General features: G+C 63.0%; 17 protein-coding genes and 1 pseudogene. 8 read left to right on the forward strand and 10 right to left on the reverse strand.

Going from position 1 to position 19,750, the window contains the following annotated elements; genetic code table 11:
* Positions 1-508 precede the first annotated feature (508 nt).
* Both AB7245_RS33615 and AB7245_RS33620 read left to right on the forward strand, forming a co-directional pair.
* Positions 509-1,393 carry a hypothetical protein gene (locus tag AB7245_RS33615; protein WP_439035421.1) on the forward strand — a complete coding sequence of 295 codons (885 nt, stop codon included), beginning with the start codon at positions 509-511 and terminating at the stop codon, positions 1,391-1,393.
* A gap of 219 nt (positions 1,394-1,612) precedes the next feature.
* Positions 1,613-1,969, forward strand: a complete 357-nt coding sequence (locus tag AB7245_RS33620) for a PRC-barrel domain-containing protein (protein WP_028160059.1) — start codon at positions 1,613-1,615, stop codon at positions 1,967-1,969.
* A gap of 321 nt (positions 1,970-2,290) precedes the next feature.
* On the opposite strand, the pseudogene AB7245_RS33625 reads toward AB7245_RS33620, so the two are convergent.
* Positions 2,291-2,890: pseudogene (locus AB7245_RS33625) on the reverse strand (SDR family NAD(P)-dependent oxidoreductase); the annotation flags it as partial.
* Positions 2,891-3,284: 394 nt separating this feature from the next.
* Between AB7245_RS33625 and AB7245_RS33630 the strand changes: the two are divergent.
* On the forward strand, positions 3,285-4,403 hold the full coding sequence (locus AB7245_RS33630; protein ID WP_439035772.1) for an NAD(P)/FAD-dependent oxidoreductase: 1,119 nt from the start codon (positions 3,285-3,287) through the stop codon (positions 4,401-4,403).
* Between the two features lie 664 nt (positions 4,404-5,067).
* Here AB7245_RS33630 and AB7245_RS33635 read toward each other — a convergent pair.
* Positions 5,068-5,412, reverse strand: coding sequence for a hypothetical protein (locus AB7245_RS33635; RefSeq protein ID WP_439035422.1), 345 nt, complete (start codon positions 5,410-5,412; stop codon positions 5,068-5,070).
* A 6-nt stretch (positions 5,413-5,418) separates the two neighbouring features.
* Between AB7245_RS33635 and AB7245_RS33640 the strand changes: the two genes are divergently transcribed.
* Entirely contained in the window at positions 5,419-5,562 is a 144-nt protein-coding gene (locus tag AB7245_RS33640; protein ID WP_439035423.1) for a hypothetical protein, read from the forward strand.
* A gap of 163 nt (positions 5,563-5,725) precedes the next feature.
* Entirely contained in the window at positions 5,726-6,148 is a 423-nt protein-coding gene (locus AB7245_RS33645; RefSeq protein WP_439035424.1) for a cobaltochelatase CobT-related protein, read from the forward strand.
* Here the strand turns inward: AB7245_RS33645 and AB7245_RS33650 are convergent.
* Genes AB7245_RS33650 through AB7245_RS33660 form a run of 3 tightly spaced genes read right to left on the reverse strand, consistent with a single transcriptional unit; the run spans position 6,120 to position 10,059 of the window.
* Positions 6,120-7,154 (reverse strand): tripartite tricarboxylate transporter substrate binding protein, encoded by a 1,035-nt coding sequence (locus tag AB7245_RS33650; protein ID WP_439035425.1) that lies wholly within the window; start codon positions 7,152-7,154, stop codon positions 6,120-6,122. The two genes, AB7245_RS33645 and AB7245_RS33650, sit on opposite strands and share 29 nt — an antisense overlap.
* Before the next feature lie 22 nt (positions 7,155-7,176).
* Positions 7,177-9,264, reverse strand: a complete 2,088-nt coding sequence (locus AB7245_RS33655; protein ID WP_439035426.1) for an acetate--CoA ligase family protein — start codon at positions 9,262-9,264, stop codon at positions 7,177-7,179.
* A 3-nt stretch (positions 9,265-9,267) separates the two neighbouring features.
* Positions 9,268-10,059 (reverse strand): enoyl-CoA hydratase/isomerase family protein, encoded by a 792-nt coding sequence (locus AB7245_RS33660; protein WP_439035427.1) that lies wholly within the window; start codon positions 10,057-10,059, stop codon positions 9,268-9,270.
* A gap of 108 nt (positions 10,060-10,167) precedes the next feature.
* Between AB7245_RS33660 and AB7245_RS33665 the strand changes: the two genes are divergently transcribed.
* On the forward strand, positions 10,168-10,953 hold the full coding sequence (locus tag AB7245_RS33665) for an IclR family transcriptional regulator (protein WP_439035428.1): 786 nt from the start codon (positions 10,168-10,170) through the stop codon (positions 10,951-10,953).
* 100 nt (positions 10,954-11,053) lie between these two features.
* On the opposite strand, the gene AB7245_RS33670 is transcribed toward AB7245_RS33665, so the two are convergent.
* Both AB7245_RS33670 and AB7245_RS33675 read right to left on the reverse strand, forming a co-directional pair.
* Positions 11,054-12,688, reverse strand: coding sequence for a gamma-glutamyltransferase family protein (locus AB7245_RS33670; protein ID WP_439035429.1), 1,635 nt, complete (start codon positions 12,686-12,688; stop codon positions 11,054-11,056).
* Positions 12,685-13,995, reverse strand: coding sequence for an aspartate aminotransferase family protein (locus AB7245_RS33675; protein ID WP_439035430.1), 1,311 nt, complete (start codon positions 13,993-13,995; stop codon positions 12,685-12,687). Before AB7245_RS33675 ends, AB7245_RS33670 begins: the two co-directional genes overlap by 4 nt.
* 99 nt (positions 13,996-14,094) lie before the next feature.
* On the opposite strand from AB7245_RS33675, the gene AB7245_RS33680 reads away from it, so the two are divergent.
* Positions 14,095-14,958, forward strand: coding sequence for a LysR substrate-binding domain-containing protein (locus tag AB7245_RS33680; RefSeq protein ID WP_208088282.1), 864 nt, complete (start codon positions 14,095-14,097; stop codon positions 14,956-14,958).
* Positions 14,959-15,048: 90 nt separating this feature from the next.
* Here the strand turns inward: AB7245_RS33680 and AB7245_RS33685 are convergent, their stop codons facing one another.
* Together AB7245_RS33685 and AB7245_RS33690 are read right to left on the reverse strand one after the other, a co-directional pair.
* Entirely contained in the window at positions 15,049-15,873 is an 825-nt protein-coding gene (locus AB7245_RS33685) for an alpha/beta fold hydrolase (protein ID WP_439035431.1), read from the reverse strand.
* A gap of 62 nt (positions 15,874-15,935) precedes the next feature.
* On the reverse strand, positions 15,936-16,955 hold the full coding sequence (locus AB7245_RS33690) for an alcohol dehydrogenase (RefSeq protein ID WP_439035432.1): 1,020 nt from the start codon (positions 16,953-16,955) through the stop codon (positions 15,936-15,938).
* A gap of 148 nt (positions 16,956-17,103) precedes the next feature.
* Between AB7245_RS33690 and AB7245_RS33695 the strand changes: the two genes are divergently transcribed.
* Positions 17,104-18,045, forward strand: coding sequence for a GlxA family transcriptional regulator (locus AB7245_RS33695; protein WP_208088285.1), 942 nt, complete (start codon positions 17,104-17,106; stop codon positions 18,043-18,045).
* A 210-nt stretch (positions 18,046-18,255) separates the two neighbouring features.
* On the opposite strand, the gene AB7245_RS33700 is transcribed toward AB7245_RS33695, so the two are convergent.
* Positions 18,256-18,975 (reverse strand): hypothetical protein, encoded by a 720-nt coding sequence (locus AB7245_RS33700; RefSeq protein ID WP_439035433.1) that lies wholly within the window; start codon positions 18,973-18,975, stop codon positions 18,256-18,258.
* Positions 18,976-19,750: the final 775 nt, after the last annotated feature.

Genomic DNA, 19,750 nt, shown 5'->3' on the forward strand with positions numbered 1-19,750 from the left:
GGCCTTGGATCGCATCGTCGTCTTCAATCACCATGACGATCGGTGGCATTTAGTCAAAAGTCTCCCCGGGCACACGAGCACTGGACGTTACAAAGTGCACACAAGCCGAAAGTTCCCGAGTTACTGGGAAAATTCGGCAAACTCCGGACGCGCATAACCAATTCCGAGATACGGCAATGCCTGCGCATCCGAGACGCGTCCGGCCAGGGCGGCTCTGGTCCCGGCAGCGATCAGGGCGGCCCCAAAAGCAACAGGAAGTAAGCCTGGCTCCTCCGGGGATTTGCTTCCCAGCCGCGTTGCCTTGCCCCGGCAACGCGGCTGTTCTTTTACGACCGGGGTCGCGCGGGTGTGCGACCTGGCGGGAAACGTCTGGATAGAGGAACCCTCACGCACGCCTGGCATTGAAGTGGCGAAGAGGAGGACTTCGCATGAATGGCATCATCTATCTCGTTGGCCTGATCGTCATCGTCATGTTCATTTTGTCTCTACTCGGTCTCCGGTAGACGCCATGGCCATTGAAACGCTCTCCGGGATTGAAGCCGAGACAGTCACCGCATCCAACCTAACCAGGCCCTGGGGTTTGCAGTGGACACCCATCGTTGTTGGAGCATTCGTCGCTACGGCCTTGTCCCTGATACTCATCTCCTTTGGAACAGCACTCGGACTGGGCATGGCCTCCGCTGCGCCGACCTGGAGAGATGCTTCCGTCGCGCTATGGCTGCTCTCGGGCGTTTACCTCATCTTTCAGTCCCTCATCAGTTTTGGCTGCGGCGGTTATTTTGCCGGGCGCGTACGGCCGCCCTACGCTTCCGCAACCGATGACATCGAGACGCGTGACGGACTGCATGGTGTCGCTGCCTGGGCGCTCGCAGTCTTAATCGGAGCTGTTCTGACCGCGCTGATAGCGGGTGCTGCAAACCGCCCGTCCGCAGCGACTCAACCGCCGTCCGCGACCGAACCGTCGGTCCTAAGTTACGAGCTTGATCATCTCTTCCGTGCGCCCCGGCGGCCGCCGAACGTTGATCTGACGGGTGAGCGTGCTGAAGCCGCGCGAATCCTAGCAACTGCTTCGAGTCACAGCGGCGTCCTCCCAGAAGATCGCACTTATCTAGTTCAGCAGGTCACGGCAGTGACCGGGCTTGCAGCATCGGACGCTGAAAGGCGGGTGGATACGACGTTGGCAAATGCAAAGGGCGCGATCTCGAGGGCTCGCGCGGCGAGCATCATCATCGCTTTCTCGGCGGCTGCAGCGTTGCTGTTCGGGGCCGCGGCGGCTTGGGCTGGCGCAGAAGCTGGGGGCCGGCATCGCGATGGCGAGCCGATTTCCGAGTGGATGGCTCATTCCAATCGATGGCACAAAAGCCGCGTCGCGGATCCCCGGCCACTACCTTAACCTCATTTTGCCGCACAGGGTCACAGGCTGGAAATCCTGTGACCCTGTGCTGCGCCGGTTGTCGGGGTGGTGAATTTCATCGCGACGCGCGAAGTACGAGCTCAGTTTTTGCCGCGCCGCTCGCTTTTCCATAGCTCTCCCGCCGACCTTTAAAACGTAGGAACGAGTGCCTCTCGATCACAGTTGTCGTGCGTCAGTGTCTTTTAGGAGGAGATGACGATGGAAACGGAGAGGCGTGAAACAGGTACGTTGATCGGTAGCGACAAGGTCGAAGGCACAGCGGTCTATGGGTCCGACGCCCAGAAGATCGGTTCGATCGAGCGCGTCATGATCGACAAGGTCAGCGGCCAAGTGTCGTACGCGGTTCTCGGCTTCGGTGGCTTCCTCGGCATCGGGGACGACCACTACCCCCTGCCCTGGCAATCGCTGAAGTACGACACAGGTCTCGGCGGCTACCGGACCAATCTTACCGCCGACAGGCTTCAGGGCGCGCCGAAGTACGGCAACGACAATGCCTGGGACTGGAACGACCCGGGACGCGCGAGAGCGGTGAACGACTACTATTCCGGGTTCTGACGGTTACCGGCGAGCCCGCTTGCGAGAGCGGGCCTGCCGCGGCGGACAACGCGCCTGCTGTCGGCAGAAGCGCTCCACCCGTCAGTTGAAGGAGCCGCCAGTGCGATGCTCGTCGTCGAGGACGACGCCTCATACGCGAGCTCGTCGTGGAAACTTGGCGAGAGGAAGGATACGACTACGCGGCGCATGGCGCAGAGGCATTGGCGTGGTGCGGGCGGCCGGTTGTCGACGTTCTGGTCACCGACGTCAGGTTGCCGGCGGCATCGGCGGATGGAAGATCGCCGAACATTCTCGAGAACACGACCCCGGTCTACCCGTGATCTCGTAGAGATCGGGTGAGGGATCGTAAGCCTGCTCGGACGTCGTGCCGATGATGCAAGAGCCGGGCTTCAGATGCGGCAGTGCTGCCTTGATGATCCAGAACGGTGCGTAGATGTTGGTTTTCATGGTCGCGTCGAAATCCTCCGACGAGACGTCGAGGATGGAGGTGCGCGTCTGTTGACGAGCGGCGTTGTTGACGATGATGTCGAGACCGCCGAGGCCCTGCATAGCCTGCTCGACCAGCTTCTTGCAGAAGGCTTCCTCCTTGAGGTCGCCGGGAAGCGCAAGGCCGGTACGGCCTTCCTTCTTGATCAGGGCGATGACCTCCTGTGCGTCGGGCTCTTCCGCGGGCAGATAGTTGATGGCGACATCGGCGCCTTCGCGTGCATATGCGATCGCGGCCGCGCGGCCCACGCCGGAATCGCCGCCTGTGATCAGCGCCTTGCGGCCGGCGAGCCGCCCGGAGCCCTTGTAGCTGGTCTCGCCGTGATCGGGACGCGGCTCCATCTTGCCGGCGAGGCCGGGCCAGGGCTGTGACTGCTTCTTGAATGGTGGCTTCGGATAGCGGGTGACGGGATCGACCAGGTCCTGCTCGGCCATATCAGTGTTTCCTTTCGCTGTTGAAGATGCCAGCGAAGCCGCGGCGAGCGTCGCGCTCGCCGCGCGGACGATTTGCCGGCGGGATACGGAAGTCTTGTCTCGATGTGCCATGAAGGGCTCCGCGACTTTGCAGTTTCAACCAGCGGAGCGGAGTATCGTTGCTAAACGAGGGCGCCGGATCCCATTTGAGGTCCACAATCCCTCAGCTGCGCCGTCACGTAGGGAACGCCACAACCTTTGATGAGTTGCCCTTACGGTGCCCGAGCGTTTGTGGGAGCGTCCTATCTTTAGAGATGACAACATCGAACAGGACGACCTGCGAAGCCCATATTCGCCGTGGGCCAATCTACCACCCCCGAACATCAAGCCTGTGACCGAGAGTTTCCGCTGCGATGTGCTGATCGTTGGCGCCGGCATCACCGCCGCTCTGGTCGCTGAACGCCTGACCCGGCAGGGCCGGCAAGTGGTGGTGATCGATCGTGAGCTGCCGAGCCTCGGTAGCACGGTTGCAAGCACGGCGATGCTGCTGTGGGAAATCGACCGTCCGCTTCTCGAACTCACGCAGCTCTACGGTTTTGAAAAGGCAATTCGCTGCTATCGCGCGAGCCACGGTGCAACGCGGGCATTGATGTCGCTCGTCGCGCATTATGGAATTCCCTGCGAGATGCGGCCGCGTCTTTCGCTCTATCTTGCCATGGGCGATAGTCCAAAACTCATCAACGACGAATATGCAGTCAGGTCCCGCGCCGATTTGCCGTCACACTTGCTCGACTATGCCGGATTGCTGCAGCGTTTCACGGTCGGCCGGGCTGCCGCGATCCTGTCAAGCGATGCAGCCGACGCCGATCCCGTGCGACTGACGCGCGGCCTGCTCGGCATTTCTGTCAAGCGCGGCGCTCGTCTGCTCAAAGCCGATGCGATTGCGTTTGACGGCAGCGCATCAGGCGTAACTGTCGGTCTTGAGGCCGGACTGTCGGTTGAGGCGCGCGACGTGGTGCTTGCGACCGGTTATGTGATGCCGGACATTGTGCGACCCAGAGCCCAAAAACCAGCGTCCAGTTGGGCGATCGCAACGGTCCCGCAGCCACACAATCTCTGGCCTGAGCAAGCACTGATCTGGGAGGCGTCTCAGAACTATCATAATGCGCGTACGACAACGGACGGCCGGATCATCGTGGGTGGTGAGGATGATGACACGCTCATTCAGCCACACGCCCGCGATGCAGCGACGCCGGACAAGGTGAAGGCGCTCAGGGCATATCTGAAAGCGCTTTGGCCGCAGGCATCCGGCGATGTGGCCTTCAACTGGTCGGGCGCCTTCGATACCACCAGTGACGGGCTACCCCTGATTGGGAGAGTCCCTGGTTGCAAGAATGTCTTTGCTGCTTTCGGCTACGGCGGGAATGGCATCACATTCAGCTTTCTCGCGGCAGAGCTGATCGCCACCCTGCTTTCGGGAGGCACTTCACTCCTACTTGATGATTTTGCGATCGACCGTGACATCGTCGGCTGAAGACTAGAGCTGGGCGTGAGGACAGGCCGGCTGCACCGCATTCACGCAAGCGACGGGCCAGAAGGTGACGTAGCAGGATGATGAGCACGAAAGCGGCCGCCAACTGAGGCGGCCTTACTCACTCTTGAATTCCGCAATCTTTCGATCTTAACACCATAGTTCTACGTCGCACCCGTCAGCTAAGGATCTGGCGCGCTTCTTGGCTTCGATTTCGTCCTCGCACAATAGATCGATGCGAAGCTCGATATGTCCGTCGAGGCCCATAATATATGCGCGGTGCTCTTGTTTCTGCTGCCCGTCCAATGCTTGAAGCCCGTATTTTGAGTTACTGCGTGTTCCGTTCATGCATACACTCGCGTTTTCAAATCGTTCGATGAGTCGAATTCATTGATCGATTCCTCGGTTGGCCTGAGACGGCCTTATTCCTCGTCATGCGTGGCGCTGACAAGGAAGACAATCTCCGAAAGGACCATGCCGTGGAGGGACCCTTCGCAATTCCATACAAAGCTAACTGACTATACAGTTCGGGAACACGCTGTCGCTGCGTGTTTGTTCTGGGAACTGGTAAACTGGTCACTTGCGCGCGTGGATCTTCGTCGCAGCCCTTGCTTCGCCTCACTGCGATACCCGCTCCTTTTATCGTCGGCCGAGTGTGAAACTTCGCTCACCGCCCGGGAGGCTTCTCGAGTTTCACCGTCTTTTGCGCCGACCATTTGATTTCTTTCGCTATGAATTTCTCAAATTCCGCATCGACCTTCATGCCGTGTTCAGTGACCATGTGCCGGAGGTCTTCCCACCACTTCCAGCCATTGAAACGCCAAATGCGATGCAAAAAGGTCTCGCTACAATGAGGACACGCAAAAAAGCCACGGGAGACCTGAATGGTACTGTCAGCGTTCTTCTCGCGACGCAGCGGTTCCTCGCCTTCCAGTAAAAGATCCGCCAGATCGAGGTCTGCCCCGACGACCAGAATTGGGTGATCAATTGCCTTGCGGTTCGTCCCGGGCACGTGATCGTGCCCGAAGGAATTTCGCCGCGGACCATGGAGAAATTCGCCAAGGCCGGCGTGACCACCCGCGTCGTCGCTTACGACAAGGTCGCGCTCGGCGGCGGCGGCATCCATTGCTCCACCGCGCCGTTGATCCGCGACCCGCTCTGACGACGGGTCGAGAACCGACCAGCCGGTTCCCTTGCGGGCGCACAGCGACGAGCGTGCGCCCGATCCGCCGAAAGCCGATTCGGTTTCACGACCGCGCGCTGGAAGGGCGGCCGGAGCCGGAAAAAATGGCTGAGCGACCGCCAGCCGCCCCCATCCCGGGCGATTGAACGACCTGCTGCACATCATCTATTGCGGCGCCGGCGAGACGTTGAGCGCGCGACACTGCGCCGCGATGCTGCGGCCAGACCTCGTCAATATCGACGGCGAGGCCATCGAATGGGCCGCGTGGCGTTTACGCCGGCGCGAAGAAAGGCGGAAACATCTGATCGTGCTGTCCGACGGTGCGCCGGTCGACGATTCCACATTGCAAGCGAATGGCGACGGCTATCTGAACCACCATTTGCGTCGCGTCACCGGCGAGATCGAGCAGGCCGGCGACATCAGACTTGCGGCGATAGGCATCGGCCATCCGGTCGAGCCGTATTACAAGGAAGGCATCACCATCAGCTCTCCTGAAGAGTTGGAGAGCACACTGATTCAGCTCATCAACCGGCTACTTATTGCACCTCGATGTTCGCGTCCTTGACCAGCTTGCGCCAGCGGTCCTCTTCCTGCCGGACGTAGCGATCGAGCCCTTCCGGAGAGCCCCCAACCATGATGAGGCCTTCGTTCGCCTCGAGTTGCTTGAAACCACCGGACTGAACGGCCTTTGCCACCGCCTGATTCAAGCGTGCAATCACGGGAGCGGGTGTCTTGGCCGGAGCGTACAATCCGTACCACGACTCTGCAGCATAGCCGGGCACCCCCGCCTCGGCGACGGTCGGCAACTGCGGAAACGCGGCCGAACGCTCGGCGGATGTGACAGCAAGCGCGCGGAGCTGGCCCGCGGCCACCAGCGAGGCCGCGCTTGCCACGGTGGTGAACATCACGTCGATCTGCCCACCGAGGAGATCGCTGATCGCAGGCGCCGCGCCCTTGTAGGGCACCGCCGTCATCTTGACCTTCGCCATCGCATTGAACAGTTCGCCGGCGAGATGAGCCGAAGTGCCGGTGCCGAACGTACCGTAATTGAGCTTGCCCGGATTCGCCTTGGCCTCGGCGATCAGATCGGAGATCGAGTTGATCTTGGATGCCGGATTGACGACGACGATATTGAACGACCGCGCGATCAGCGAGACCGCCGCGAAATCCTTGTGCGGATCGAACGGCAGCTTGTTGTACAGGCTCGGGTTGACCGCGTGTGCGAAGGTCGCCATCAGCAACGAATAGCCGTCGGGCTCGCTCGTGGCCACAGTCTGGGTTCCGACGATGGTCCCGGCGCCCGGCTTGTTCTCGACGATGACGGATTTGCCGAGATCCGCCTGGATGTCCTGCGCTGTCGTTCGCGCGATGATGTCGGTCCCGCCACCGGCTGCGAAGGGCACCACGATCTTGACGATCTTTTCGGGATATTCGGCGCGCGCCGGCGCCACTCCCAGTCCCGCGACCACCGGCAAGGCGGCACAGGCGAGGATGGCGAGGTTCAGCCAGCGCCGCGCGGCGAAACCCTTCCCGCGAACGCCGTCGTGATTGATGATTTCGCCAATGGCCATCTGGAACTCCATCCGATTTTGTTCAGACATTGAGAACAACCAATCCGTCTGCCGCCCTCACGCCCTGGCCCGCCGGCAGTACAAACACCGGGTTGATTTCAGCCTCGACGAGGCGGTCGCCGAGCTGCGCAACCATGCGCGAGAAAGCGACGATCGTTCCTGCGAGCGCTTCTACATCGCACTTTGGCCGGCCCCGAAAACCGTCCAGCAGCGGCCAAGCGACGAGATCGCGCGCCATCGCTCTAGCCTCGGACAGACCGAGGCCGCCTTCGGGTGGAAGCAGACGCATCGTCGTGTCCTTGAACAGTTCGGCGGTGACGCCGCCCATACCGAGAAGGATCGCGGTGCCCAGGGGATCGCGATACATCCCGAGAATGATTTCAACGCCGCCTGAGATCATCTCCTGAACCAGAAACCGTTCGGCTCGCTTCCCGGTCCTGGCCGCGACCTCCTCCGCCATCACGCTCAGGCGGCCGCCAATCGTCTCGGCGGTCAGGTTGACCGCGACGCCGCCGACATCGCTTTTGTGCGCAATCTCGCGCGAGAGAATCTTGAGCACGACCCGGCCACCGAGGTCGCGCGCCGCCTGTTCCGCTTCGCCTGATGTTGCGACCACCTTCTCCGCCACGATCGGAACGCCGAAACGGGCGAACAGGGCCTTGGCCTGTGCCTCGTCCAGCGATCCCGCCGGGAAGTCGCTGATATCGGCCGTCGGCTCGATCGAGCCGGATGTCTGGACCTGTTCCGGCATTTTCGCCTGCAAGAGCCCATCGAGCGCAGCGGCGCAGCTCTCGGCGGACGTATAGGCCGGGACGCCTCGCCGGGTGAGGACGGAGACCACGTCGGGCGCGTAGGGACTCACATAGGCAATGACGGGCTTGTCACTCATCGGCAGGCAGTCGTGGATGGCATCGGCCATCAGAGTCGGCGATCCCACGGCTGACGAGCCGACAATGATGGTCAGTGCGTCGTAGGAGGGACTTGCGAGCAGGATGCGGATTGCGGCGCGAAGCAGATCCGGCTGCAGACCGGCCAAGGTCACGTCGATCGGATTGCGATCGAGCGTGGCGTGCGATCCCGACTGCAAGGCGCGCAATTGCGCGGCCGTCTCAGTGTCGGGAGCGGGTGTCGCAAAGCCGGCGACGCCGAGACTGTCGGACACGATTGTGCCGGCGCCGCCGGTCGAGGTCAGGATCGCCACACGCCTGCCGGACAGCTTCCGTCCCGCCGCAAGGGCCGCGGGAATGTCGAGCAGGTCATCGAACGTCTTGGCGCGGATCACGCCGAGCTGCCCGAACAAGGCGTCGTACATGCGGTCGGAGCCCGCAAGCGCCCCGGTGTGCGAGACGGCCGCCTGTGCACCCGCCTCCGATCGCCCGATCTTGAAGGCGACGACGGGTTTGCCGGCGCGTCGCGCCTTGAGGACCGCCTGGCGAAAGCGAGCCGGATTGCGGATCGCCTCGATATAGAGCGCAATGACCCTGGTCGCGCTGTCGTCGGCAAAAAAGTCGATGAAATCAGCGAGCTCGAGATCGGCTTCGTTGCTGGTCGACACCAGCTTGGACAGCCCTACCCCGCGCGCGGCGGCGCGCGACAACAAGGCGCCGAGAATGCCTCCGCTTTGCGAGACCAGTCCGATCGCGCCGGTCGGGAAGTGATCCATCGCCAGCGCGCCGGATGCCGAGAGCACGATACTGTTGGTGAGATTCACTAGGCCGATCGTGTTCGGCCCGAGAATGCGCATGGATCCTGCGGCCTCCATGAGCTGCTTCTGGCGCTCGGCGCCTTCCGCCCCGGTTTCGGTGAAGCCGCTGGCAAGAACGATTGCCGCGGCAGCTCCCCGCTCCGACAATTCGCGCACCGCGATATGCGCGCGCTCCGCACCGAGCAGGACAATGCCGACATCGGGCACGCCGGGCAGCGAAGCGACGTCGGCGTAGCAGGCCAGACCGCCGATTTCCGCGACCTTCGGATTGACGGGATAAATCTTACCCGCAAAGCCGTGCTTCTGGAGATAAGAGACCGGCCGCCCCGCCGTCTTGCTTTGGTCCGCCGATGCGCCGATGATTGCGACGCTGCGCGGTCGGATCAGGCGTTCGATGGCATCCATCGCTCAATCCTTCGACGAGGATTGGGCGAGGAACGCCGTCACGGCGTCCCGATGCTCCGCGCTGGTGTAGCAGATGGCCTGCGCCTGGCTGCCGAGACTGAAAATGTCATGTGCGGAGTGCTCGAAGGTCTCGTTCAGGATCTTTTTGCCCAGCGCGAGCGCGGTGGGAGACCCCTGAGCCAATTCGGCCGCCCAGGCCTGCGCCGCCGGCAGCAGCTCGGTCGAGGCCACCTTGCGATCGACGATGCCGAGCGAGAGCGCTTCATCGGCCTCGACGACGCGCCCGGTGAAAATCAGCTCCTTTGCCTTCGCAAGCCCGACCCGGCGAGGCAGGAAATACAGGCCGCCGCCGTCGGGTATCAGGCCTCGCTTGATGTAGGACCAGGTGAATTTCGATCGTTCCGTTGCCATGACGAAGTCGCAGCCAAGCGCGGTGTCCGCACCGAGGCCCGCCGCGGCGCCGTTGACGGCGGCAATCGTCGGTTTCGGCAGGCCCAGCAGGAACGACTGCACGTGGTGCACGCCCTGCTGACGGCTCCATCCGTTGAATGCGACTTCGCCCTGCGGCGCTTCTAGCCGGCGCTTCATTCCGCTGATATCGCCGCCGGCGCAGAAGGCGTTGCCGCGCCCGGTCAGCACCAGGGCCTTGATCGCCCTGTCGCGGGAGACGGTTTCGAGCGCACTGACGAACTCGGTGCGCATGTCGTCGCTCATGGCATTGCGCCGTTCCGGCCGGTTGAATGCGATCGTCGCGACACCGGCGTCGACGGAAAACTCGATGAGCTGATAGGACATGGCAAGCTCCGTGGTTGGAGTTCTTCTTCCCGGTGCCTATAGCGGCTTGCAACCTCCGGAACATCCCCCTAATTCCACTGAGTGGAAATGCCGCGGGAGGCTCTGGATGTGGTGCGGGCGCGCAGATATGCGGGCGGGGTTGATGGCAACCGGTCGCTCGAAAGGGGCATCGAAATCCTTCGGGCTTTCCGGCCCGGCGTCGACACGCTGGGCAACGGCGAGATTGCGGAACGAACCGGATTGCCGCGATCGACGGTCAGCCGGCTGACACGAACGCTGGTCAATTCCGGGATGCTCGACCAGGTCCGCACCGAAAGGGCCTACCGCCTGGCCGCGTCCGTCATCGGTATCGGTCACGCGATGCGGACAGCATCACCCGTGCTCAACGCGATCGGCGCGATGATGCGGGCAGAATCGGCGAAGCGCCGGCTCAACGTGGGGCTTGCGACCGCGGATCGAACCATGATGGTCTACCTCGAATCGATCCGCTACAGCCCCCGCGCGGCGCTGCGCAACGTGGTCGCCGGGCAGCAGGTGCCGATGGAGTTGACGTCGCTCGGTCGTGCCTATCTGGCCGGCATTGCCGGGGCCGAGCGCGAGCGATTGCTAAGACTGTTCAAACGGCGCAGCGATGCGGCCACGAAGGCGCTGCTTGCGGACGTCAGGACATCGATCAGCTCCGTCGAACGCGACGGCTATTGCGCGGTGTCGTGGCAGCCTGCCGTTCTTGCCGTCGCAACGCCCATCGTGCTCGACGGGCTTCCGGTCTACGCACTGAACATGAGCCTGCAAAATGTCGATCGGTCCGATGCACTGGCGAGCGAGATCGGCTCGTACCTCAACGCCTTCGCAGCCAAGTGCAAGGAGGCGCTGGCGGGTCGTGAATCCGAATGACGCGATGGCCGACGAAGAGGGGCGCTATCGCATCTCCGGGGCTCCTCCGGCCGTCGAGCGAAAAATCAAAAAGCGAATTTCCCTTCTGATTGCGTCCCGTTCACAGGGCGACGACATACCCGTCCCGCCTCGGATCGGCGGCACCCGTCATCACTCCGGTTTCCGGATCGAGCGCGATGGCCTGCATGCCGCCGCAAAGCATGGTCCACCCGGTGTCCAGGATCTCGATCTCGTGGCCGCGGCCTTTCAGTTCGGCGATCGTCTCCGGCGCGATGCGGTTCTCCGCTTGAATGAAGCGGCCATCCCAAAGCCGCGCACGCGGCGCCTCGATAGCCTGCTGCAGCGGAAGGCCGAACTCGACATACTGCACGAAAGCCTGAGCCTGGGTTTGCGGGATGCCGTAGCTGCCGGGCGTACCCAGCGCGAGCACCGGACGGTTGCTCCGCGTCGCGAGCGATGGCGCCATGGTCACCGGCAATGCGTCGCCTGGTTTGGCCAGGTTGGGGCTTCCCGGCTGCACATCAGCCCAATGGAGATGATTGTTGAGGCAAACGCCGGTCCCGGGCACCACAACGCCGCTGCCGAACGGGCTGCCGAGACTCTGCGTGATGCAGATCAGATTGCCCTCGGCGTCTGCGATCGAGAACGAGGTGGTATGCCCGGGATCGGCACGATCTTGCGGCATCCATTGCTCGGTGGGGCCAGTGATCGGCTGGCCGTCGCTCACGCGCTGCCGCAACCGCGCGATCACCGTGTCGGACAAGGCGCCGGCTGCTTGATCCAGTCCCAGATTGCCGTGTGCGATCCGCTCGCCGGCTGCAAGACGGATCGCGCGATAGACCGTGTCGAGATGATCCGCGCCGTCCTTCGGCAGGCGCCCAAGGTCGTAACCTTCAAGAATTTTGAGGGTCAGAGCCAGTTGGAAACCGCCGCATTGCGACGCCGGGACGTGAAGCTCGAGCCCTCGATACGACACGGTCAGGGGATCGAGCCAATGCGGCTTGACGGAAGCGAAATCGGCCAGTGTCAGGCTGCCGCCGAGCGTACGGAGATAGTCTATGATCCGCCGGCCGAGCTTGCCGCCATACAGATGCTCCGGCCCCAATTCGGAGATCTCCGCAAGCGTCCGCGCGAGTTCAGGCTGAGGGATGATGCTGCCGAGCTTCACCGGTATGCCGTCCGGCAGGTAGTTCTTGACCAGCGCGCTGTGTAACTCCGGCCAGGGCTCGAGCAGCGGCACTTGCTCGTTGATCTCATCGCGACCGAAATCCGAAAGAGCAAAGCCGTCGCGCGCCAGCGTCATCGCCGGAGCCAGGACATCGGGAAGCGATTTGCGTCCAAAGCGCGAGAGCAGCTCACACCAGCCCGCGAGATTTCCGGGCGTTGAGGCCGCCTGCGCGCCGCGCTCGAGCTCGAGGCGGCTGGTGTATCTGCCGACCGGGAAGCTCGCGGGCGTCGGCGGCGCGAAGTCGAGCACGCGAACGCGCTTCTCGCTTGCGACCCAGATCGTGGCCAGTCCAAACCCGGCAAGGCCCGACATGAACGGTTCGACCACATTGAGGGCGGCCGCGGTGGCAACGGCCGCATCGAAAGCGTTGCCGCCCTGGATCAGGAGCCGTGCACCAGCCTGCGCCGCAAGCGGATGCGCGGCAGCGACCATGCCGTGCCGCGAGAACAGCGTCGGACGCCCATATGTCCTGGCGAGTTGCACCTGTTCAGGCTTCCCCGCGATCAACGACCGCTCGCCGCTGCCTGGATCGCCTCCGACATGATCTCAAGACCGCGATCGATTTCGGCCTCGGACACCGTGAGCGGCGGCGCGATTCGGAACACCCCGCCCATGCTGGGCAGCTTGACGATATTCATGCTGAGACCACGGCGCATGGTTTCCTCCATGATCCGCGCGCCGAGTTCGAAGCCCGGCGCCTTCGACTGCCGGTCGACGACGATTTCAAGACCGAGCAGAAGCCCGCGGCCTCTGACGTCGCCGACGCATTCGAACCTTTGTTGCAACGACAGCAATCCATCCCGGAGCCTGTTGCCCCTGGCGGTCGCCTGCGCGACCAGCCCGTCGCGCGCGACCACGTCGAGCACCGTCACGCCGACCGCGGCGGGCAGCGGATCAGAGACATGCGTGGTGTAGAATAGAAAGCCGCGCTCGAACGCGGCCTGCTCGATGGCCTGGGTCGTCATAACCGCGGCGAGCGGCAGGCCCGCGCCGAGCGTCTTCGACAGCGTGAGAATGTCCGGCACCACGCCGTCGCGCTCGAAGGCAAACATCTGCCCGGTGCGGCCAATTCCGGTCTGGGCCTCGTCGAGGATCAGCAGCATGCCGCGCTGTTCACATTTTCGCTTCAGTGCGGCGAGATAGCCGAGCGGCAGCTCCAGAATGCCGCCGCTAGACAGGATCGGCTCGGCGATGAAGGCCGCCAGATTGCCGGTCGACTGGCTGTCGATCAACGCGAACGCATCGTCCAGCTCGGTCTGCCAGTCGTTGCTGCCATCGGCGGTCTTGAAACGTGGCCGATAAGCGTTTGGCGCGGGAATGACGAACGATCCAGCCGCAGCCGGCCCGTAACCGCGCCGGCCCGCGCTGTAGGTCGCTGATGCCGCAGCGCCGGTCATGCCGTGCCAGCTTTGCGCGAAGGCAACGATCTCGTGCCTGCCGGTGACGAGCTTCGCCATTCGGATCGCCGCTTCGTTGGCTTCCGCACCTGTCGTCAGCAACTGCACGCGCTCGAGGCCGGGAGCAAGCGCGGCGAGGCGCTCGGCCAAATTCACCACCGGGCGCGAGAGCATGCCGCTGAAGAGATGAGCGACCGCACCCATTTGCCGCGCGACGGTTGCGACGATGTCGGGATGCGTGTGCCCTAGCACGGCACTCATCTGACCCGAGGTGAAATCGAGGATGGCTCGTCCATCGGCGTCGTACACGAAACTGCCGGCCGCCCGCTCGATAATGACGGGTTCGAAACTCGGGCCGTAGCGGGTCAGATGCGTGTTGGCGGAAGCCCAGAAATCGGGATCGCTATTCAAGGTCATGACAAGCCACCTTCATTCGGGATGCCAGACCTCTAGCCAATGATTTGGCTTCAGGCTAATTGATATAATTCAACCTGGATATCAATCTGACTGATACGGATGCTGGATCTCACCCTTCTGAGAAATTTCATCATCGTGGCCCGGGTCGGTTCCATCAGTCTGGCCGCCCTGCAAATCGGCCGGACGCAGTCCGCGCTCAGCATGCAGATGCAACGGCTGGAAGAGACGATCACGCAGCCGCTGTTTCACCGCAGCGGGTCCGGAATGAGGCTGACTGCGGCCGGCGAGAAACTGCTCGCCCACGCCGAGACGCTGCTGGCGCAGCACGACGAGATTCTGGCCGACATGAGCGGTGAAGGGCTCAAGGGGACGCTGAGCCTGGGCTGCCCGGAGGACTATTCGATCGCCTTCCTGCCGGCGCTGTTGAAGGGGTTCTGCGCGCTCCATCCCAATGTCGAACTGCGCATGGTCTGCGCCCCGACCTCCGAGCTGCGCCCCATGCTGGCGCGGCGCCAGATCGACATGGCGCTGGTCTCGCTGTCTGATGCCGGTGCGAGCGACGTGATCCGCCAGGAGCGCTTCGTCTGGGTGGCGAACGAGGCCGAACCGAAAATACTGACGCAAGACGTCCTGCCTCTGGCCCTGGCAGCACCGATGAGTCTGGACTACCGCGCAGCCTGCGCCGCGATGAACGCGGTCAATCGGCGCTACAGGGTCGCTTACGCCAGCAACAGTCTCGCCGGCCTGATCGCGATCGCGCGGTCCGGTCATGCGATCAGCGTCCTGACGCGAACCGCCGTTCCGTTCGATCTTCACGTCGTGTCGGCCGGATTGCCTCTGCTTCCGACGATCGGCATCGCGCTTGAATTCTCGGAGGCCAAGCCGTCTTTGTTGTCGACAACGCTGGCCGAGCACGTTCGCACCGTGCTGCCCGGACTGAAGACCAAGGCAGAGATCGATTGAGAGGGGTATCGGGAGAGGACGTCGCTGGTGTCCCGAAGGAGCTTATCGTCATGGGCCTCGATCACGTGCTGCTGAATCTGTTTCTTCACCTCACTCGTCAAGGAAGGTTCGGCAATGGGCGACGAACCTCGCCGGATATTGGAACAGCGCGCCGTGGCCCGAGTCGGGATAGATGATGAGCTGCGCGTTCTTCGTCGCGTTGAACATGTTGTAGGCGTTAATGCTCGGAAACATGGTATCGTCGCTGCCGTGCACGATGAGCGCCGGCTGCCCGATGGCGCGTAGCGTTGCGTCGCCTTCATCCTTGCGCGCGCACCAGCCGATGATTGCCCTCGCCTGAGGCTCGCTGACAGCGTCGCCGCTGTCCGGATCACGACCTTCAGAGCGGGCCGTTGCGCGGGCAACGAAGGCACGGCCGGCGCGCTGGCTTTCTTCGGAAGGCATGAAGAACAAGGGCAGACGCACATCCGGCGCACCTCGGGAGAAGGCGTCGTCGACCACTTCGAGAAGGTGTTCTTCGCCACCCCGTGGTGCCGCGCCGGCGATGATGACCTTGCCGATCAGGTCGGGGTACTGCACGGCGAGGACTTGGGCGAGCATACCGCCGAGGGAGAAGCCGAGAAGATCAATCTTCGACAGACCAAGGCCCCGCACGAATGACTCGGCATCGGCCGCCATCTGTTCCACCGTGTCGGGCGTCCGGCCAGTCGAAGTGCCGATGCCGAGGTTGTTGAACGCAATGACCGGCCGCGTTTCGGCAAGGCTGTTCATCACTTCCGGATCCCAGGAATCCATCGTCCCGGTAAAGTGCTGCAGCAGGATGAGCGGTGTCCCGACCGTTGGGCCAAGCCGCCTGAAGGCAAAGCGGACGTCGCCGACGTTCAAGTATTCTGTTCTTGCGGTTTCGAGTGACATGATTGTTCCTCTGTGAGCTGCCTCGCCCGAGGCAAGGTCGATCCGGATGATTGGCGGCGCATCTACATGGTGAGGACGATGCGGAAGCGGGCTTTCCCCGCCATCATCTTGCGATAGGCTTCCGGCGCGCGTTCCAGCGGCATCGTCTCGATCATGGCAGTGACGCCGGCGAGCGAGCTGAAGCGCAATGTGGCCTCGGCGGTGGCCGGGTCACCGGTCAAGGCGCCCTCGACAGAGCGCCCGCCGAACAGAAGGTCCGAGGTTGCGATCTCTACGGGTTCGGGAGATGCACCGAGTGCGATGATCCGGCCGCGCGGCCTAAGCCCCTTCACCGCGTCGGCCACGGCCTTGCCGCCCGACGCGGTGACGACGACAAGATGAGCGCCCCCCAGATCTTGCAACGCCGAAGCAACCGGGGCGGTCGAGCTGTCGATATAATGATGGGCGCCGAGCTTTCCGGCGAGGCCATCCTTGTCCGGCCCGCGTCCGATTGCCACGACCTCGAAGCCCATGCGCCGCGCGAACTGCACGGCCAGATGTCCGAGGCCCCCGATGCCGATAACGGCGACGAGGTCGCTGGCGCGTGCGGGAGAGTTGCGGAGCGCGCTGAAGGTCGTCAGTCCCGCGCAGAGCAGCGGAGCAGCGTCTTCCGAGGCGAGACCATCGGGGATCGACACGAGGCCGCTGGCGCGCGTGAGCATGTATTGCGCGTAGCCCCCATCATGATGAATGCCGGTGAACTCCTGGTTCCGGCAGTTGACGAGATCGCCGCCGCGGCACTCTGCACAATGTCCGCAACTGCCCCCGAGGAAGCCGACGCCGACACGCTGCCCGAGCGTCCAGCCCTCGACGTTATTGCCGACCGCATCGATCACGCCTACCGCCTCATGGCCCGGCACGCGCGGCCATTGGATTGGGAAGGCTTCTTCGACCGTCGCCGCGTCGGAGTGGCAGACGCCGCAAGCCTCGACGCGAAGGCGGACCTGCCCCGGGGCGGGATCGACAAGCGGCTTTTGCGTCAGTTCGAGCTGTCCCGGCCCGACGGCCTGGACGGCGGTGTATGTTGTCGGATGGTGCGACATGAAAGCTCCAGCGTCTGAAAAGCTATCAGAGCGCTACCAGCGGCCTCCCGAAGCCGACAGGACGTAGATGCCGTCATTCCGGCCATGAACATGGCGAAACGTCGCCGGAACAACCATCTAGGCGGGTAGCAACCGTTACGGAGAAAGCATGAAGATTGGCCTTGTCCTTTGCCCGAATTTCCAACCCGTCTGCTTCGGGGCCGTTGCGGCGTTCGACGTGGCCAACAAGCAAGCCGGCGAGACGCTCTACGAAGTGCGCGTCCTCTCGGAGGAAGGAGGGCTGGTCGCCTCGTGGGCCGGCATGCAGGTCATGACGGACCCATTCGACGGCGCGCCCTATGACACGCTGATCGTCGCCGCGGGCCTTGAGATACCGACGTCGTCGCCGGGATTGGTCCGGCTGCTTCGCGCCGCCGCCCGGGACGCGCGGCGGGTTGCCGCCATCTGCCTGGGCTCGTTCGTCCTGGGAGATTCCGGGTTGCTGAACGGCCGGCGCGCCACGACCCATTGGCGTTACGCGCAGGCGCTGCAGGACCGTTTCCCTAGCTGCGAGGTCGATATGGACAAGATCTTCATCGCGGATGGGCCGATTTGGACGTCAGCCGGCATGACGGCGGGAACGGACCTCGTCGTGGGCATGATCGAGCGCGACCACGGGTCCGACATCGCCCGTTCAGTCGCAAAGGGCATGGTCATGTATCATCGCCGCTCCGGCGGACAATCCCAGCATTCCACCTTGCTGGATCTCGGCGCGAATGAAGACAGGGTTCAGCGCGCATTGAACTACGCGCGTCAGAACCTTGCCGAAAGCCTGACGATTGATGACCTTGCTGAGGCCGCATGCCTCAGTCCCCGGCAGTTCACGCGACTGTTCCGGTCAGAAACGGGCACCACGCCGGCGAAGGCGGTCGAAGCGCTGCGGGTCGAAGCCGCGAAATTGATGCTGGAGCAGAGCCGGTTGCCGATCGAGGTCATCGCCCGTGAGGTGGGGTTCGCGAACCGGGAGCGGATGCGCCTGGCGTTTGCCCGCGTGCATGGAGAGGTTCCGCGAGCCATCCGCAATGACGCCGGACCGCTCGCGACGCTTTAGCCAGCGGCCCGAAGAAGCACTGCTTCCAGTTCGCGGTCGAGGTAGAGGCCGACTTGCAGGACACGATCGTCGCCGAACTGGCCAAACAGCGACAAAGGCTATCGGCTTCCGCTCCCCATTGCCCCGTGAGGAGGTTCACGGCGGAACATCCGCCATGAACTCCATCGGATGATCTTGCGCCGTTGAGTTCGAACCCCAAAAGGCTCATGGCTAGCCAAGGCGGATGTTGGAGAGATCGATCGAAACGACGAGCGGCTCGGTGCTGAAGCTGCCGTCCGGCTGACGGGCATAGATCTGACGCTTCGTCGGGAATTTGATGCCCGAGACTTCCGCATAGTCTTCGATAATGTGCGCGCCGGGCGTGTTGCCCGCGATCTCGACGTCATAGTCGTGGCGCTTCAGCAGCCCCTCGCCGTCGAAATAGAGCGTCTGTACGGTGCTGTGCGTCGCGATCCCGCCGGGAAACCGTACGGCGAGGCGGCGCCAGTCGCCGCTATCGGTCGGCCAGGGCTCCAGTTCCTCGGTTTCGACGCCCGGCCACGCAAGCAGGAACGGCATGTTCAAATAGGTCCACATGGCGCATCCGGCGAAGTAAGCCAGTTGCAGCTCCGTCCACGGCGTTTGCAGCGTGTGGCCGGCGAAGCTTGCCCGCGGCTCAAGCAGTTCTTCGAGAGCTGTTCCGCTCGCAGCTTCCAGGGCGACGCGGCCCGGCTCGAAGCGGGAGCGTCGATTCCCGGCGCCGAACGGGGCGTGCGAAGCCCACTCTTTCTTCAGACCCACCGTGACGTTGGTCTGCTCGAGGGTGAGCGCCTGCCCCTTCAAGGACCACAGGGCGCCCCCCTGTATGAGATCGGCGGAAACCTGCTCGAATTGCCGCCAGCGATCGAGGCCCCCATGAGCTTCGATGGCAAAATCCTTGAGTTGCTTCATTGGTGCGCTCCTGCGAGAGCCACGCGGGATCGCGCGGCCTTTGTGGCGGGAGCCTAGATGCTCGGCCAAGCCTGCCGAACGACTTAGATGCCTTGATTCCAGACACGACCGCGAGCCGGGCTTTCCAAACGCCTCTGCAAGCCGAGTGCGCTACCTTAGACGCTGGTACGATGCCGTTTCGACCCGGTCGACCGTTAATAATAAAACGGTTTCATTCGTGAAAACGCACCGCTTGAGCAACTGACGCGCGGCTGGTTCGATACATGCGAGCATCGGATTGCTCGGTTGTGGGCAAGTCCCTCAATGCGTCGGCTTGGCGCTGTAATTGTTCCCCCTTTCGTCCGACGCTGTCGCGATCAGAAATCGGGGAACGAAAGCTCCGTCAATACTTTGGAATCATGAGACCGTCGCTCGCCGTTAAACTACACGGCGCATGTCGCGGATAGCCAAAGGTTCCTACGCGGGGCCCGCTGTTCTCAACAACAAGCGCTCGCACAGATAGTCAAAAGCGGCGGTCTCCGGTTCCATTCCAGAATTGCCAGCCGCGCTCGCAAGCGGGGAGCTGCGTGAGGGGTTGCGCCGATGCTGGCGCTTTCTTACTGAGGCTTCCTATGCACAACCGCATTGATATAGATCCCCAGCACAGCCGAGCAATTGTAGAAGAGATTGGAGGGAGACTACGCGCGTTCCTGAAAGCAGAACCGGAACTACCGGGGAGCCTCAGCACGCAAATCGACCGGCTCCGGGAATTGGAGGAGCAGTCACCATCAATCAT

It is taken from the genome of Bradyrhizobium sp. 604_D8_N2_3 (assembly GCF_051810765.1).
Classification (GTDB): Bacteria; Pseudomonadota; Alphaproteobacteria; order Rhizobiales; family Xanthobacteraceae; genus Bradyrhizobium; species Bradyrhizobium barranii.